The organism is Micromonospora sp. BQ32, from assembly GCF_059358895.1.
In genome coordinates this window covers 316,666-332,014 of the sequence record NZ_JCADBI010000005.1, presented here as the reverse complement: position 1 = coordinate 332,014, position 15,349 = coordinate 316,666, and the positions used below count along the sequence as shown (strand labels likewise).

Below are 15,349 nucleotides of genomic sequence, written 5' to 3'. Positions count from 1 at the left end.
CGATCGGCGTCGATCCGAGCAACCGCCCGACATGGCCCCCACCGCCCACACGGATTGGACGGAAGCGGCTACTCTCGGTGTCCCGCAGGCTCTTCCGGCAGCGAGGTCGCCCATGAACTCAGGCAGTTCGCAACCCCGGCTCCGCTCGGTCGCGTCGACGCTGGCGGTCGCCCTCACTCTCGTGCTCGCCGCCGCGGCCGGTTGCGACAGTCGGAAGGAACCGGACCTGCCGTCGGTGCAGGAGAAGATGCGCGAGACGCACATCTACGGTCAGTCGAAGCTGCGCATCGGTGTCGCCACCAACGAGCCGCTGATGGGTGAATTGCGAAACGGCCAGCACATCGGGTTCGACGTCGAGATCGCCCGGTACGTCGCGGCCTCCCTCGGCTACGAGGGGGAGCAGCGGCTGGAGTTCGTGTCGATCTCCACCGAGGACCGCATCCCGTCGCTGCAAGGCGGCACCGTCGACCTGGTGGTGTCCAGCTTCTCCATGACGGAAGACCGTAAGCAGCTGGTCAGCTTCGCCGGGCCGTACTTCGTCACCACGCAGGAGGTGATGGTGCCGGTTCGACTCAAGGACAAGGTCCGCACCATCGAGGATCTGCGCGACCCGGCGTACAAGGTCTGCACCAGCGGCGGCTCCACCACCGAGGCCGAGTTGGAGAAACACCAGGTCAAGACGTTCGTGGTCAAGGACGTCGGCGACTGCGTCGACGGCATCCGGAAGGGCCGGTACGACGCGGTCAGCTCCGACGAGTCGATCCTCGCCGGTTTCCTGGCCAGCTTCCCCAAGGAGTTCGAGATCGTGGACATGCCGTTCGGCACCAGCGAGTTGCTGGGCATCGGCGTGCCGATCGGTGATCCCGCCCTGCGCGACCTGGTCGCGTTCTTCCTTCAAAAGAGCTACGAGCAGGGCCGCGACGGAGATGCCAGCCCCTGGCAGACCGCGTACAACCGGACGCTGGGCCCCTGGCTGAAGGCCGAGAAGCGCCAGCCGCAGCCGCTGGAGGTGCCGAAGCTGGTCGACTTCGACGACAAGGCGCCCGCGAAGTGAGCGCGGCGCCGACCGCCACCGGCGGCGACGGGCCGGTCCCGCCGCCCCGCACCTCCGTGCCCGGCGGTGTCGCCGACGCGCCGACAATCGACGGTACGGCCACAGCGTCGCCTGCGGCCGACCGGCCGGCGGCCGACGCGCGGGGTGAGATTGCCTGGCCGGCCGCCGTACCGGTCGCCGAGCCGGGCGAGCCGGTCGTCGCCGAGGTCGAGCCCGGGCGGGTCCGCTGGGATCCGGCGGAGCGGCGCGCCCGCGCCAGCCAGTCTTTCTGGACAGCCGTGGTGGGCGTACCCGCGATCTTCTCGGTGCTCCGCCTCGGCGTGGAGGCCGGCGGGGAGCTCCAGACCACGCTGCTGCTGGTGGCCAACGTCGGGCCGGTCAACCTGCTCGCCGGCTTTCTGACCACGGCGGCCCGGCTGCTCTCCACCGGGCTGGTCGCCGTTTTCGCGCTCGGCGCGGTGCTGGCCGTCAGCGCGGACCGACTTCCGCCGGGCACCCGTCGCCGCCCGCTCTTCGCCCGCTGGGCCGACATCACCCCGGCCTGGGTGGTGCTGGCCAGCTTCCTGCTCGCCCTCATCACCTGGCCGCTGCTCTACCTGCCGCTGCTGTTGCCGGCGTTCGTGGCCGCGTTCCAGCTGCGCCCCGCCCGGCTGCACGAGCGGGTCGTGCCTCGGCTGCTGCTGATCGGCGCGCTGCTCGCCGGGTACGGCTGGCTGATGCTGCCCACGATCCGCGACGCGATGCGGCAGGGCGACGAGTGGCTGGTGCTGGCGCTCATCGTGGTGCCGCCGCTGCTTGCCCTGTTCATCGCGGGGCCGCTGCCGGGCATGGTGATCCGGCCGCTGGCGTCGGTGACCGAGGTGGCGGTGCTCGCCACCCTGGTCTGGGCCGCAGTGCCGGTGATCAGCACACCGGTGTTGCCGCTGACCGTCACCACCGTGGGCCCGGAGAGTGGGCCCACCGAGGACGTACGCGGGCACGTGGTCACCACCGACGACGTCAACATGGTGATCCTTCAGGAGCGGGGTGGCGTCCGGTACGTCCCGGTCGATCTGGTCCGCGCCCAGGTGCTCTGCCCGAGCGAGGAGGAGTTACCCCGCCACCAACTGCGTATTCACGACTTCCACGTCGAGGATTCACTGTTGGAGGGCATGGGTCGTCGGGTCCGCCCGGTGCACCGCATCGACGCCGCCTGCCGTACCCCGGCCTGACCGCCGTCGGCGCGCCGCCCGCGCGTGGTCGACTCGGTTTTCAGGAAGTCGGGGTATCGCTGGCCCTCGGACACCGCGGAATCGAGGAAACCGAGCCGATCTTGCAGCGTGGGCTGGGCGACCACGGTCCGCCGCGCCCGGGCGGGCGGGCGCGGCGAATCGGGTCAGTACGACTTGTCCTGACCGAGGACGTGTTGGGCCACGAAGTTGAGGATCATCTCGCGGCTGACCGGGGCGATCCGGCCGGCCCGGACCGCGCCGAGCAGGGTCGCCACCCCGTACTCGGTGGTCATACCGGCCCCGCCGAGCACCTGGACGGCGGTGTCCACGGCGAGCGCGGCGGCCTCCCCGGCGGCGTACTTGGCCATGTTGCCGGCCACCCCGGCCTCCAGGTCGCGGCCGGCGTCGTACAGGGTGGCCGCCTTCTGGATCATGAGGCGGGCCAGCTCCACCTGCACCGCCGCGTGTGCCAACGGATGCGACACCCCCTGGTGGGAGCCGATGCTCCGACCACCCCAGACCTTGCGGGTGGCGGTGTACTCACTGGCCCGCTCGATGGCGTACCGGCCGGTGCCGGCGCCCATCGCGGCCACCGTGATCCGCTCCGGGTTGAGCCCGGCGAAGAGCGCCGGCAGCCCGGCGTCCAGCGACTCACCGAGCAGCGCGTCGGCGGGCACCCGCACGTCGTCCAGGTAGAGCAGGAACTGGTTCTCCGGAGACACGATCTCCATGTCCAGCTTGGACCTGGTCAGCCCGGCCGCATCCGTCGGCACGAGGAACAGCGCCGGCTTGAGCTTTCCGGTGGCGGAATCTTCGGTGCGGGCCACCACCAGCACGTGACCGGCCTCGTCAACCCCGGAGATGTAGCACTTGCGACCGTTGAGCAGCCAGTCGTCGCCGTCGCGGCGAGCCACCGTGCCGAGCCGGTGGAAGTTGGAACCGGCCTCCGGCTCGGTGATCGCGAAGACGATCTTCTGGGAGCCGTCGGCGAGACCCGGCAGGTGCCGCTTGCGCTGCTCCTCGGTGCCGTGCCGGCTGAGCACGGTCGCCGCGATGGCGGGGGAGACCACCAGCAGCAGCAGCGGGCAACCCGCCGCCGCCAACTCCTCGCAGACGATGGCCAGCTCGGTGATGCCGCCGCCCCCGCCGCCGTACTCGGTGGGGATGTTGACCCCCAGGTAGCCGAGCCGCCCGGCCTCCGCCCACAGTTCGGTGGTGTGTTCGCCGGCCCTCGCCTTCTCGACGAAGTAACCATGGCCGTAGCGGCGGCCCAACGCCCGTACGGCGTCGCGCAGCTGGTCCTGTTCGGGGGTGAGGTCGAAGGTCATCGGGGGTCCTTTTCGTCGACAACGGCCAGCACGGCGCCCGTCTGCACCTGACCGCCGGTCGGCACCGGCAGTGCGGCGACCACGCCGTCGATCGGGGCGAGCACGGGATGTTCCAGCTTCATCGCTTCCAGCGTGAGCAGCGGATCGCCGGCGGTGACCCGCTGGCCGACCTGCACGTGCACCCGGGTCACCACGCCGGGCAGCGGCGCGAGCAGCGACCCGGCCGCCACCGCCGCGGTGGGCAGCGGGAGGCGAGGCAGCTCGGCCAGGCTCGCCGCCCCGTCCGGGCCGTCCACGAAGACAGCCGACCCCGCCCGGTGTACGCGGTACCCGCGCCGAACCCCGTCGACGTCGAGCACCACCCGGTCCGGGGTGGCCTCGACCAGCGCCACGGTGGGCGCGCCCGCCGACCCGGCGGTGTCGGCCGCTGTCGGTCGTTCGGCAGCGACCTCGGCCACAGCCGCCGACGTGTTGGACCAGTCGGCGAGTCGGCCGGTGCGGTCCAGGCGGTAGCGGATCTCAATCTCGTCACCGTCCGGCCCGACGAACCGGGCGGTCTGGGGGACGGCGGGCACGTTGCGCCAGCCGGAGGGGAGCCCGGAGAGCACCGGTGCGGTCGCTCGGCGGTGCGCGGCACCCGCCAGCGCGGCGGCGAGGGCGGTGAGTGGGACCTGGTCGGCGGGGAGGAGCGGGGTGAAGACCTCCGGGTGCCGGTCCAGGAAACCGGTGTCGATCTCCGCAGCCCCGAACTCCGGGCTGCGCAGCACGCGGACCAGCAGATCGCGGTTGGTGGCCACCCCGTGCAACTCGGCCCGGGCCAGGGCATCCGCCAGGGTCCGGGCCGCCTCGGACCGGGTCGGTGCCACGGCGATCAGCTTGGCGAGCAGCGAGTCGTAGTGCACGCCCACCACCGAGCCGGCCACCACACCGGAGTCGAGCCGCAGACCCGCCCGCTGGATCCAGCCGAACTCGCGGTCCACCCCCGGCACGCTGAAACGGTGCAGAGTGCCCGTGGCGGGCCGCCAACCCTGCGCCGGCTGCTCGGCGCACAGTCGTACCTCGATCGCGTAGCCGCGTGCGGCGGGGTAGTGGCTGTGCTCGGGCAGCGGGGCGCCCTCGGCTACCAGCAACTGCAGACGAACCAGGTCCAGCCCGACCGGGGTGACCAACTCGGTGACCGGGTGCTCCACCTGGAGTCGGGTGTTCATCTCGAGGAAGAAGAACTCGCCGGTCGGCGCCAGCAGGAACTCGACGGTGCCGGCGCCCACGTAGTCGACCGCCCGTCCGGCAGCCACGGCTGTCTCGTGCAGCCGATCCCGCAGCTCCGGCGGAACAACCCCGGGGGCCTCCTCAATGATCTTCTGGTGTCGGCGCTGGATCGAGCACTCCCGCACCCCGAGGGCGGCCACCGTGCCGTGCGAGTCGCCGAAGATCTGCACCTCGACGTGCCGGCCACGCTCGACGTACCGCTCGATGAAGACCGTGCCGTCGCCGAACGCGGCAGCCGCCTCCCGGCTGGCGCTGGCGGTGGCCTCGGCCAGTTCGTCCGCGTCCCGCACGATCCGCATCCCACGCCCGCCACCACCGGCGGACGCCTTCACCAACACCGGGAAGTCGGTGACCTCGTTGGCGTCGGTCCAGCTCGGCAGCATCGGCACGCCCGCCTCGGCGAGCAGCGCCTTCGCCGCCAGCTTGTCGCCCATCGCGGCGATCACCTTGGCCGGCGGCCCGACCCAGGTCAGCCCCGCGTCGGTCACCGCCGCCGCGAACTCCGCGTTCTCGGCGAGGAAGCCGTAGCCCGGGTGGACCGCGTCCGCACCGGCCTTGCGGGCCGCGTCCAGGATCAGATCCGCCCGCAGGTACGTCTCGGCCGGCGAACTCCCCGGCAGGCGTACGGCCCGGTCGGCCTCGGCCACGAACGGCGCGTCGGCGTCCGCGTCGGAGTACACGGCGACGGTCTGCACGCCCATCGCCCGGCAGGTGGCGAAGACCCGGCGGGCGATCTCGCCCCGGTTGGCCACGAGCAGTCTGTTGATCATGGTCCCCTGAGCCTGCCTTTCGTTCGCGACTGCGGGACTCCGCTTCGCTGCGTTCCTCGCGCTCACGGTCTACATCCGGAAGACGCCGAAGCCGTCGGCGCCCTTCACCGGTCCGTTGTGGATCGCCGAGAGGCAGAGCCCGAGGACGGTCCGAGTGTCCCGGGGGTCGATCACCCCGTCGTCGTAGAGCCGGCCGGAGAGGAAGAGTGCGCCGGACTGCGACTCGATCTGCTGCTCGACCATCATCCGCATCGCCGCGTCGGAGTCCTCGTCGTAGTCGCGCCCCCGGGCGGCGGCCGCCTGCCGGGCCACGATCGACAGCACCCCGGCGAGCTGCGCCGGGCCCATCACCGCCGACTTGGCGTTCGGCCAGGTGAACAGGAACCTCGGCTCGTACGCCCGGCCGCACATGCCGTAGTTGCCGGCGCCGTACGAGGCGCCCAGGTTCACCGTCAGATGCGGCACCGTCGAGTTCGACACCGCGTTGATCATCAGGGCGCCGTGTTTGATGATGCCGCGCTGCTCGTACTCCGTGCCGACCATGTAGCCGGTGGTGTTCTGCAAGAAGATCAACGGGGTGTCCGAGGCGTTCGCGAGCTGGATGAACTGGGCGGCCTTCTGCGCCTCCGCGCTGAACAGCACCCCTCGGGCGTTCGCCAGCACCCCCACCGGGTACCCGTGCAGCTCGCCCCAGCCGGTCACCAGCGCGTCCCCGTACGCCGGCTTGAACTCGTCGAAGTCGCTGCCGTCGAGGATCCGGGCCAGCACCTCCCGGGGGTCGAACGGCACCTTCAGGTCGGCGCTGGTGATGCCGAGCAGCTCCTCCGGGTCGTACTTGGGCGGCTGCGGCACCGCCGTCCGTGGCGACGGGCCCTGCTTGCGCCAGTTCAGCCGGCGGACGCACTGCCGGGCCAGCCGGATGCCGTCCCGCTCGTCGGCGGCCAGGTAGTCGGCCAGCCCGGACGTGCCGGCGTGCATCGCCGCGCCACCCAGCGACTCGTCGTCGGTGACCTCACCGGTCGCCATCTTCACCAGCGGCGGACCGGCCAGGTAGACCTGTGACCGATCCCGAATCATGATCACGTGGTCGGACATCCCCGGCACGTACGCGCCACCGGCAGTGGCGTTGCCGAAGACCACGCTGACCGTGGGGATGCCGGCCGCCGAGAGCCGGGTGAGGTCACGGAACACCCGACCACCGGGGATGAAGATCTCCGCCTGGGTGGGCAGGTCCGCCCCGGCCGACTCGACCAGGTTGACCATGGGCAGCCGGTTGGCCAGGGCGATCTCACCGGCCCGTCGGGTCTTCGCGAGCGACCACGGGTTGACCGCGCCGCCGCGTACCGTCGGGTCGTTGGCGACGATCAGGCACTCCACCCCCTCGACCACCCCGATACCCGTGACCACGCTGGCCCCGACCGGGAAGTCCGAGCCGTACGCGGCGACCGGCGACAACTCCAGGAACGGGCTGTCGGGGTCCACCAGCAGCTCGATCCGCTCCCGGGGCAGCAGCTTGCCGCGGGCGTGATGCCGGGTCACGTACTTCTCGCCGCCACCCGCCCGCGCCTGGTCCAGCGCGGTGTCCAACTCGGCCAGCCGCTCCAGCAACGCCGCCCGGTTCGCCAGGTACGCGGGCGCGGACGGGTCGACCGCGCTGTCCAGGGTGGTCATAGGCCCATGCCTTTCGCGATGATCTCGTTCATGATCTCGGTGGTGCCGCCGCCGATGCCGAGGATCCGCGCGTCGCGGTAATGCCGCTCCACCTCGGCGTCGCGCAGGTAACCGAAGCCACCGTGCAACTGCAACGCCTGGTCGACGACGTGGTCGCAGGCGGCCACCGCCACGTTCTTCGCCATCGCCACCTCGGTCACCACCGGCTCGCCGGCCGCGACCCGGCCCGCCACCCCGTGCACGTACGCCCGGGCCGCCTCGGCCCGCGTGTGCATCTCCGCCAACCGGTGCCGGATCAGCTGCCGGCTGGCCAGCGGACGCCCGAAGGTCTCCCGGTCCCGGCACCAGCGCACCGTCAGCTCGACGCAGCGCTGCGCGGTCGCGTACGCCTGGGTCGCCAGCGAGAGGCGTTCCGCCGCGAAGTGCTGCATGATCGCCAGAAAGCCGGTGTTCTCCGCGCCGATCCGGTTGGCGACCGGCACCCGCACGTCCGCGAAGGACAGTTCGGCGGTGTCCGAGCAGTGCCAGCCCAACTTCTCCAACCGGCGTCCCACGGTGAACCCGGGCGACCCCTTGTCGATGACCAGCAGGGTGAGTTCACCGCTGCCCGGGAAGTCGGTACACACCGCGGTGGTCACGAAGTCGGCCCGGTGCCCGCTGGTGATGTACGTCTTCGACCCGTTCACCACGTAGTGGTCGCCGTCGCGGCGGGCGGTGGTGCGGATGCCGGCCACGTCCGAACCGCCGTCCGGCTCGGTGATGGCCAGCGCACCGATCATCGTGCCGGACAGGGTGGGCCGGACGTACCGCTCGATCAGGCTGTCGTCGGCCGGGGACGAGACGCCGCCGAGCCGACCGCCCAGCGAGCCACCGGTGCGGGCACCGGCCGCAGCGACCATGTGCGGCAACGCGATTCCGTGCGTGAACAGGGCCGCCACCAGCCCGGACGAGCCACCGGAGCGGATCAGCTCCTCGGTCACGATGATCGAGTCGAGCAGGTCACCGCCGCTGCCACCGACCGACTCCGGAAAGCCGATGCCGAGCAGGCCGAGCTTGGCGGCAGTCGCGTGCAACGCCCGGGGCACCTCCCCGGCCCGCTCCCAGTTGTCCAGGTGCGGCAACACCTCCCGGGTCACGAACGCCCGGGTCAGTTCGCGCAGCTGCCGGCGCTCCGGGGTGTCCACGATGCTCATCGGGATGCCCCGGTCGGGACGTCGGCCGGCAGGTCGACGATCCGGGCGCGCAGCAGCTCGCCGAGCGCCTTGGCCTGCGGGTCGAACCGGGTGGACGCGGCCACCCCCGCGCCGAGCAGACCCTCAATCACGAAGTTGACCGCCCGCAGGTTCGACAACTCGTAGCGCCGTACCGGCAGCGGCGCGGTCTCCGGCAGCAGCTCGGCCAGCCGCTCGACGGTCAACCAGGTCCGCAGCCACGCGTACCCGGCGTCGGAACGCGCCCAGACACCAAGGTTGGCGTCCCCGCCCTTGTCCCCGGAGCGCGCGCCGACCACCTCGCCGAGCACCGCGCGCCGGGTCGGGCCGTCGACCGCCGGGTCGCCGCCCGGGGCGGTCTCGTCCTGCGAGGTGGGGGCGGTGCGGATCGGCGGGTCGATCGGCACCCGCTCGCCGCCGGGCAGCACCGCGACGTGCGCCACCGCGTCCTGTGGCACCGCGTCGGCGGTGAAGACGCCGTACGGTGTCGCGTCGCCGGGCAGGGTGGTCAGCGTGCAGCCCGGGTACGAGGCCAGGGCCAGCTCCACCGCGGCGGCCGAGAAGGCCCGCCCGGCCCGCGCCTTGTCGCCGTCGCGCAGGTGTACGTGCAGCAGGGCGCTGGCCGCCTCGGTGTCGGCGGCGTCCGGGTGGTCGGTCCGGGCCAGCGTGAACTCCAGCCCGTCCTTGCCCACCGCCTCCTCGATCTGCCCCCGGACCAGGGTCGCCTTCGCCTCGATCTGCAGACCGCAGAGGACGAACGTCATCGAGTTGCGGAAGCCGCCGAGGTTGTTGACGCCCACCTTGAGCGTGGGCGGTGGCGGCGTGCCCCGTACCCCGGAGACCCGGACCCGGTCCGGCCCGTCGGGGTGCAGCGTCACCGTGTCCAGTCGGGTGACCACGTCCGGCCCGAGGTAGGACGGCCCGCCGATCTCGTAGAGCAGTTGGGCGGTGACCGTCTCCACGGTGACCGCGCCGCCGGTGCCCGGATGCTTGGTGAGCACGGACGAGCCGTCGGGGTGCACCTCGGCGATCGGGAATCCGGGCCGATGACCGCCGTCGGGCAGCTCGGTGAAGAAGCTGAAGTTGCCGCCGGTGACCTGTGCGCCGCATTCGACGAGGTGCCCCGCGACGGTGGCCCCGGCCAGCTCGTCGAGGTTGTCGCGGCCCCACCCGTACCGGGCGATGGCCGGGCCGACCACCAGCGACGCGTCGGTGACCCGGCCGGTGACCACCACGTCCGCACCGGCGTCGAGGCAGGCGGCGATCCCGAACGCGCCGAGGTAGGCGTTCGCGCTCAACGCGTCCGGCCGCTGGATCGTGTCGCCCTCGACGTACCCGATTCGGGCCGACAGGCCGAGCCGGTTGGCGAGCTTCTCGATGGCGGCGGCCAGGCCGGCCGGGTTCAACCCGCCGGCGTTGGTCACGATCCGTACCCCTCGGTCGAGGGCGGTGCCGAGGCAGGTCTCCAGTTGCCGCAGGAACGTCTTCGCGTAGCCCAGGTCGGGGTCGCGCAGGCGGTCCCGGGCGAGGATCAGCATGGTCAACTCGGCCAGATAGTCACCGGTCAGCACGTCCAGCTCACCGCCGTCGAGCATCTCCCGCCAGGCGGTGAACCGGTCGCCGTAGAAGCCGGAGGCGTTGCCGATGCGGATCATGCCCGTACCCCGTTCCGGCCGGCCGGCTGCCGGCCGTCACCCGGCGGCCCGGCGAAGGCCTGCGCCACGTCGAGCCACTCGTCGGCGACCGGCCCGGTGGCGACCAGCGCGAGGTCCGCGCGGTGTCGGCGCTGGGTGACCAGCAGGCAGAAGTCCCTGGCCGGCCCGCTGACCCGGTCGGCGGCGTCCGCCGGACCCCAGCTCCAGCTGTCGCCGCCGGGCCCGACCAGCTCAACCCGGACCGGCCTCGTCGGTGCCTCCCGGCCGTGCGCGGCGAAACCGTGCCCGAGGGTACGCACGCCCAGGTGCGCCACGTGCCGGAGTCGGTCGCTGTCGGGGCGGACCACGTCGAGGGCGTCGGCCACGTCCGCGCCGTGCGCCCAGGTCTCCATGATCCGGGCGGTGGCCATCGAGGTGGCTGACATCCGGGTGCCGTACCAGGGCAGCTTGCCGCCGGCCGGAACGGCGGCCAGTGCGTCGACGAGCGCGGTTCGCCCGGCCCGCCAGCGGGGCAGCAGCTCGGCCGGCGGGGCGAGGAACTCCTCGGCGCCGACGTCGACGAGTCGGGTCACGTCCGGCGCGGAGGTCACCGTCGCGTAGAACGCCTCGGGATCGGTGGCGGCCAACAGCGCGACGTGGTCGGTCCAGGCGAGGTGAGCGATCTGATGCCCGATGCTCCAGCCCGGCGCGGGGGTCGGCCTCGCCCAGTCGGCCGCGGGCAACGGCGTCACCAGGGCGTCCAACTGGGCGGACTCGTCGGCCAGGTCCGTGAGCAGGTCGCTGAGGTCGACCATGGTGCCTCCGGTCGGTGGTGGCCGGTGCGGCCGGCGGTCAGGGCGTGAGCAGGGTGGCGAGCTGGCGCTTCCAGGTGGTCAACAGGGCGGTACGGCGGGCGGAGTCGTCGCTGAGCAGGTTGGCCACCCCGAGCCCGCGGAGCAGATCGAGCGTGGCCTGCACCGCCTCGCGGACGCCGGGTCGACGCTCGTCGACACCGAGCAGGGCGACGGTGAGCCGGTGCATCTCCCGCCCGACCGTCGCCTCCAGCGGCACCAGGGCGTCCCGGAGCTCCCGATCGGTGCGGGCGGCGACCCAAAGCTCGAGCGCGGCCACGAACAACGGCCCGGTGAACGCCACGGCGAGCAGGTCGACCACCCGGTCCAACCGCTGTGGGCCAGCCGGCAGCGCCTCGGCCTCGGTGCGCAACTCGTCGGCCCGGCGCTCGGCCAGATGCGCCACGGCGGCCGTCACCAGCGCTGCCTTCGTCGGGTAGTGGTGCAGCTGGGCCCCACGCGAAACACCGGCCCGGGCCGCGACGACGGTGGTCGTGGTGCCGGACCAGCCGTGCTCGATCAGGCAGTCGACGGTCGCCTCCAGCAGCCGGGCCTGGGTGGCGCGGCTGCGTTCCTGCTGAGGGACGCGCGTCGATGCGGGGGGCACGGGGACAAGCCTGGGGCCTACGAAACAAACAGTCAAGACTGACTTTTTCTAGGCCCGCGACGCTCGGGTGGACACGGCTGGGGTCGCGGCCCGATCCTGGCTGCCGGCCCGGTCTCGGCTGTCGGCTGTCGGCTCAGCGGCCGTCGCGGGGGCCGAAGACGGTCAGCGCGTCGGCGTCGCTGTGCTGGGAGCGCAGGTACTCGTCGGCCCAGGCGGCGGCGTCGGGGAAGGTCGACTCCGCCGCCACCCGGGCGCAGGCCGCGTCCACGTCGAAGGCGGTGCGGCGCAGTTGAACGCCCGGCCCGAGCAGTGCCCACCACGCGCCCGCGCCGCCGTAGGGCATGCCGATGCTGCCCGGATTGACCACCAGACGCCGGTCGACCAGCCGGGCGAAGGGCATGTGCGTGTGGCCGCAGACCACCGTGGAAACCTCGGCGGGAAGACCGTCGAACACCTCCGCCCAGCGCGCCATCCGGGAGTCGACGAGCACGACCTCCTCGTCATCGCGGGGCGTCGCGTGACAGAACAGCGTCGAGCCGAGACCGTCGATCTCCAGCGTCGCCGTCGCCGGCAGCGCGGCGAGCCGGGCCACCTGCTCGTCCCGCAGTTGCCCGGCGGCCCAGTTCGACACCTCGATCGAGGCCGGCCGGCCGGCCCGGGCCTCGACCAGCTCGCGGTCGGCGTTGCCGCCGACCCAGCACACCCGGTCGCCCAGGCCGGCGAGCACGTCCAGCACCTCGACCGGTTGCGGGCCCGCGGCGATGTCACCGGTGAGCACGATCAGCTCGGCGGCGGCGACGTCCGGCTCGGCCAGCACGGCCTCCAGCGCCGGCAGGACGCCATGGATGTCGGAGAGCACGGCAACCCGGTTCACCATGGCCCCCACCATCACCGCCAACACCGCCCCGAGGCCAGCGATTCTGCGCCAGGCAGATGACAACGTCCCCGCCCACCGTCGGTGACGGCAGGCGGGGACGTTGGGTGCTGCTCAGACGCGGGCGCGACGGGCCAGGCGCTCCGGGTCCAGAATGATGATGCTCTTGCCGTCCAGCCGAAGCCAGCCGCGTGAGGCGAAGTCGGCCAGCGCCTTGTTGACGGTCTCCCGGGAGGCGCCGACGAGCTGGGCGATCTCCTCCTGGGTGAGGTCGTGGGTCACCCGCAGAACACCGCCGTCGCGGGTGCCGAAGCGACCCGCCATCTGCAGCAGGTTCTTGGCGACCCGGCCCGGCACGTCCGTGAAGATCAGGTCGGCGAGCGAGTCGTTGGTCCGGCGCAGCCGCCGGGCGAGCACCCGGAGCAACTGCTCGGCGATCTCCGGGCGGTTGTTGAGCCACGGCCGCAGCGCCTGCTTACGCAGCCGCACCAGCCGGGTGTCGGTCACCGCGGTGGCGGTTGCCGTACGCGGACCCGGGTCGAAGAGCGACAGCTCACCGACCATGTCCGACGGCCCCATCACCGCGATCAGGTTCTGCCGGCCGTCGGCCGCGCGGCGACCAACCTTGATCTTCCCGGACAGCAGGATGTAGAGGCTGTCACCGGGCTCGCCCTCATTGAAGACGATCTCGCCCTTGCGGACCTCGATCGTCTCCATCTCCTTGGCGAGCGCCTCGGCAGCTTCCGGGTCAACACCCTGGAAGATCCCGCTGCGGGCCAGTACCTCGTCCATTGCGCACCTCCGGTTGCGCGTGCCGTCCGTCGGCCGGGGCCGCCGTCCGCTGATCCCCTCGCGCGCCGCCAAGTCTAGGCGCACGTGAGCTTGAATCAGAGGTCGCCCCTGGAATCTTGATCGGTGGGCGTAACCTGCCCGACGTGCTGAGCGAGCCGATTCTGACCAGCCGCGCCGAGGACGGCCGGAACGTTCCGCTGCTCGTCTGGCGCGCGGACGTGCCCCTGCGGGCGGTCAGCAGTGGCCCGCTGGGCGGTGGCATCGGGCTGCGGCGGTGGGTGCTGAACGCGACCGTATCGATGTCGTACGACCGGGAAGACCCCGCGGCGCACCTGGCCTCGCTCGCCGCTGAGCTGGCCCTCGACGGGCCCGGGGTCGGTCTGCTGACCGGCGTCGACGTGACCGAGGTGGTGGCGCGGACCGACACCGGGGTGCGGGCCTGGGTGACGGTCGGGCTCGGCACGCCGGTGCCCGCGGCCGCGCCGACGCCGGCCGCGCTCGCCCAACGCGTCGGCACGGTCAACATCGTGGTGTACGTGCCGGCGCGGCTCGCCGACTCCGCGCTGGTCAACGCGGTGGCCACCGCGACCGAGGCGAAGACCCAGGCGATCACCGAGCTGGGCGTGCCCGGGACCGGCACCCCCACCGACGCGGTCACCGTGCTCTGCCCGGTGGACGGGCCGGAGGCCGCGTACGGTGGGCCGCGCTCCGCCTGGGGCGCCCCGCTCGCCCGAGCGGTGCACGCGGCGGTGCTCGCCGGCGGCGCCCGGCCGGTCGTGCCGTGGTCTGAGCAGCTCAGGGGCGGAAAGTCCAACCGATCGGCTGTCGTCGGCGGGTTTAACGACCGGTAGGGTCGCGGGCGATGTACGCTCCCGCCCCCCTCGCGTCCCGCCCGCGCCGCCGCGTCGCCCTCGGCCTCGCCGCGCTGCTGGCCGCTTTCGTCGTGGCCGGCTGCGCCGACTCCGGTGGTGGGGCACCCGTCTGGCAGCCCGGTGCGGGAGGTGGCGGCACCGGCGCGCCGGTCTCCACGGCCGGCCCGAAGACCACCGGGCCCGCATCCACCGGTCAGGGTGGCGCGATCTCGCTCTCCGCCACCGGCGACATCATCATGGGCAACGCGCCCAGTCGGCTGCCCGCCGCCGGCGGCAAGGGCTTCTTCAACTCGGTCACCGAGGCGCTCAAGGCCGACCTGGTGATGGGCAACCTGGAGGAGCCGCTGACGGTCGACACCGGCACCGGCAAGTGCGGGGCCAACTCCACCCGCTGCTTCCAGTTCCGGGCCCCACCGGAGTACGCCGCGCACCTGCGCGACGCCGGCTTCGACCTGCTCAACCAGGCCAACAACCATGGCTACGACTACGGGCCCAAGGGCTACGAGAACACCCAGAAGGCACTGAAGAAGTACGACCTGGAGCACACCGGCGCACCGAATGAGATCACCGTGGTCGACGTCAAGGGCGTCAAGGTCGCGGTCGCCGGCTTCTCGTCGTACGTCTGGTCCAACAGCCTCGTCGACATCGCCAAGGCGAAGGCGGTGGTCGCCAAGGCCGCCACCATGGCCGACCTGGTGGTGGTGCAGGTGCACATGGGCGGCGAGGGCGCCGACAAGACCCGGGTGAAGCCGGGCACCGAGATGTTCCTGGGCGAGAACCGGGGCGACCCGGTGAAGTTCTCGCACGCCATGATCGACGCCGGCGCCGACCTGATCGTCGGGCACGGCCCGCACGTGCTGCGCGGGATGGAGTTCTACCAGGGGCGTCTGATCGCGTACAGCCTGGGCAACTTCGCCGGCGGCGGCAACTCGCTGAGCAACGACGGTCGCCTCGGCTGGGGCGGGGTGCTGAAGGTGTCGCTCAAGCCGGACGGCAGCTGGGCCGGCGGCTCGTTCACCTCGACGTACATGAACTCCACCGGCAAACCGACGATGGACCCGGACGACCGGGGCCTGGGTCTGGTCACCGAGTTGAGCCGCGCCGACTTTCCCAAGGGCGGCGCCCGCCTCGACGGGCAGGGAAAGATCTCGCCGCCAACCGCCGGCTGACCGGACGAGGACCGTCCGGGGTGCGACGTAGGCTGG

At 72.3% G+C, this 15,349-nt stretch carries 13 protein-coding genes; 4 read left to right on the top strand and 9 right to left on the bottom strand.

Annotated elements, in window-relative coordinates:
- Nucleotides 1-112 precede the first annotated feature (112 nt).
- Nucleotides 113-1,054 (top strand): transporter substrate-binding domain-containing protein, encoded by a 942-nt coding sequence (locus tag AC5L30_RS13665; RefSeq protein ID WP_494867570.1) that lies wholly within the window; start codon nucleotides 113-115, stop codon nucleotides 1,052-1,054.
- Complete coding sequence (locus AC5L30_RS13660) at nucleotides 1,051-2,265, top strand: hypothetical protein (protein ID WP_494867568.1); 1,215 nt, start codon at nucleotides 1,051-1,053, stop codon at nucleotides 2,263-2,265. The genes AC5L30_RS13665 and AC5L30_RS13660 overlap by 4 nt, the downstream gene beginning before the upstream one ends.
- A gap of 164 nt (nucleotides 2,266-2,429) precedes the next feature.
- Here the strand turns inward: AC5L30_RS13660 and AC5L30_RS13655 are convergent, their stop codons facing one another.
- The 9 genes from AC5L30_RS13655 to AC5L30_RS13615 form a co-directional block, all read right to left on the bottom strand.
- Nucleotides 2,430-3,593 (bottom strand): acyl-CoA dehydrogenase family protein, encoded by a 1,164-nt coding sequence (locus tag AC5L30_RS13655; protein WP_494867567.1) that lies wholly within the window; start codon nucleotides 3,591-3,593, stop codon nucleotides 2,430-2,432.
- Entirely contained in the window at nucleotides 3,590-5,632 is a 2,043-nt protein-coding gene (locus AC5L30_RS13650) for an acetyl/propionyl/methylcrotonyl-CoA carboxylase subunit alpha (RefSeq protein WP_494867565.1), read from the bottom strand. Before AC5L30_RS13650 ends, AC5L30_RS13655 begins: the two co-directional genes overlap by 4 nt.
- A gap of 69 nt (nucleotides 5,633-5,701) precedes the next feature.
- Entirely contained in the window at nucleotides 5,702-7,303 is a 1,602-nt protein-coding gene (locus tag AC5L30_RS13645; RefSeq protein ID WP_494867563.1) for an acyl-CoA carboxylase subunit beta, read from the bottom strand.
- Nucleotides 7,300-8,496, bottom strand: coding sequence for an acyl-CoA dehydrogenase family protein (locus AC5L30_RS13640; RefSeq protein WP_494867561.1), 1,197 nt, complete (start codon nucleotides 8,494-8,496; stop codon nucleotides 7,300-7,302). The genes AC5L30_RS13645 and AC5L30_RS13640 overlap by 4 nt, the downstream gene beginning before the upstream one ends.
- Nucleotides 8,493-10,169, bottom strand: coding sequence for an acyclic terpene utilization AtuA family protein (locus AC5L30_RS13635; protein ID WP_494867559.1), 1,677 nt, complete (start codon nucleotides 10,167-10,169; stop codon nucleotides 8,493-8,495). Before AC5L30_RS13635 ends, AC5L30_RS13640 begins: the two co-directional genes overlap by 4 nt.
- Nucleotides 10,166-10,963 (bottom strand): TIGR03084 family metal-binding protein, encoded by a 798-nt coding sequence (locus AC5L30_RS13630; RefSeq protein WP_494867557.1) that lies wholly within the window; start codon nucleotides 10,961-10,963, stop codon nucleotides 10,166-10,168. The genes AC5L30_RS13635 and AC5L30_RS13630 overlap by 4 nt, the downstream gene beginning before the upstream one ends.
- Before the next feature lie 37 nt (nucleotides 10,964-11,000).
- Entirely contained in the window at nucleotides 11,001-11,606 is a 606-nt protein-coding gene (locus tag AC5L30_RS13625; RefSeq protein ID WP_494867556.1) for a TetR/AcrR family transcriptional regulator, read from the bottom strand.
- A gap of 133 nt (nucleotides 11,607-11,739) precedes the next feature.
- A complete protein-coding gene (locus tag AC5L30_RS13620) occupies nucleotides 11,740-12,483 on the bottom strand; it encodes a metallophosphoesterase family protein (protein ID WP_494867555.1) in 744 nt (247 codons plus the stop codon).
- A 111-nt stretch (nucleotides 12,484-12,594) separates the two neighbouring features.
- Nucleotides 12,595-13,272 carry a Crp/Fnr family transcriptional regulator gene (locus AC5L30_RS13615; protein ID WP_007466162.1) on the bottom strand — a complete coding sequence of 226 codons (678 nt, stop codon included), beginning with the start codon at nucleotides 13,270-13,272 and terminating at the stop codon, nucleotides 12,595-12,597.
- 143 nt (nucleotides 13,273-13,415) lie between these two features.
- On the opposite strand from AC5L30_RS13615, the gene AC5L30_RS13610 reads away from it, so the two are divergent.
- Entirely contained in the window at nucleotides 13,416-14,123 is a 708-nt protein-coding gene (locus AC5L30_RS13610; protein WP_494867553.1) for an adenosylcobinamide amidohydrolase, read from the top strand.
- 11 nt (nucleotides 14,124-14,134) lie between these two features.
- Nucleotides 14,135-15,313 (top strand): CapA family protein, encoded by a 1,179-nt coding sequence (locus AC5L30_RS13605; RefSeq protein ID WP_494867551.1) that lies wholly within the window; start codon nucleotides 14,135-14,137, stop codon nucleotides 15,311-15,313.
- Nucleotides 15,314-15,349 lie beyond the last annotated feature (36 nt).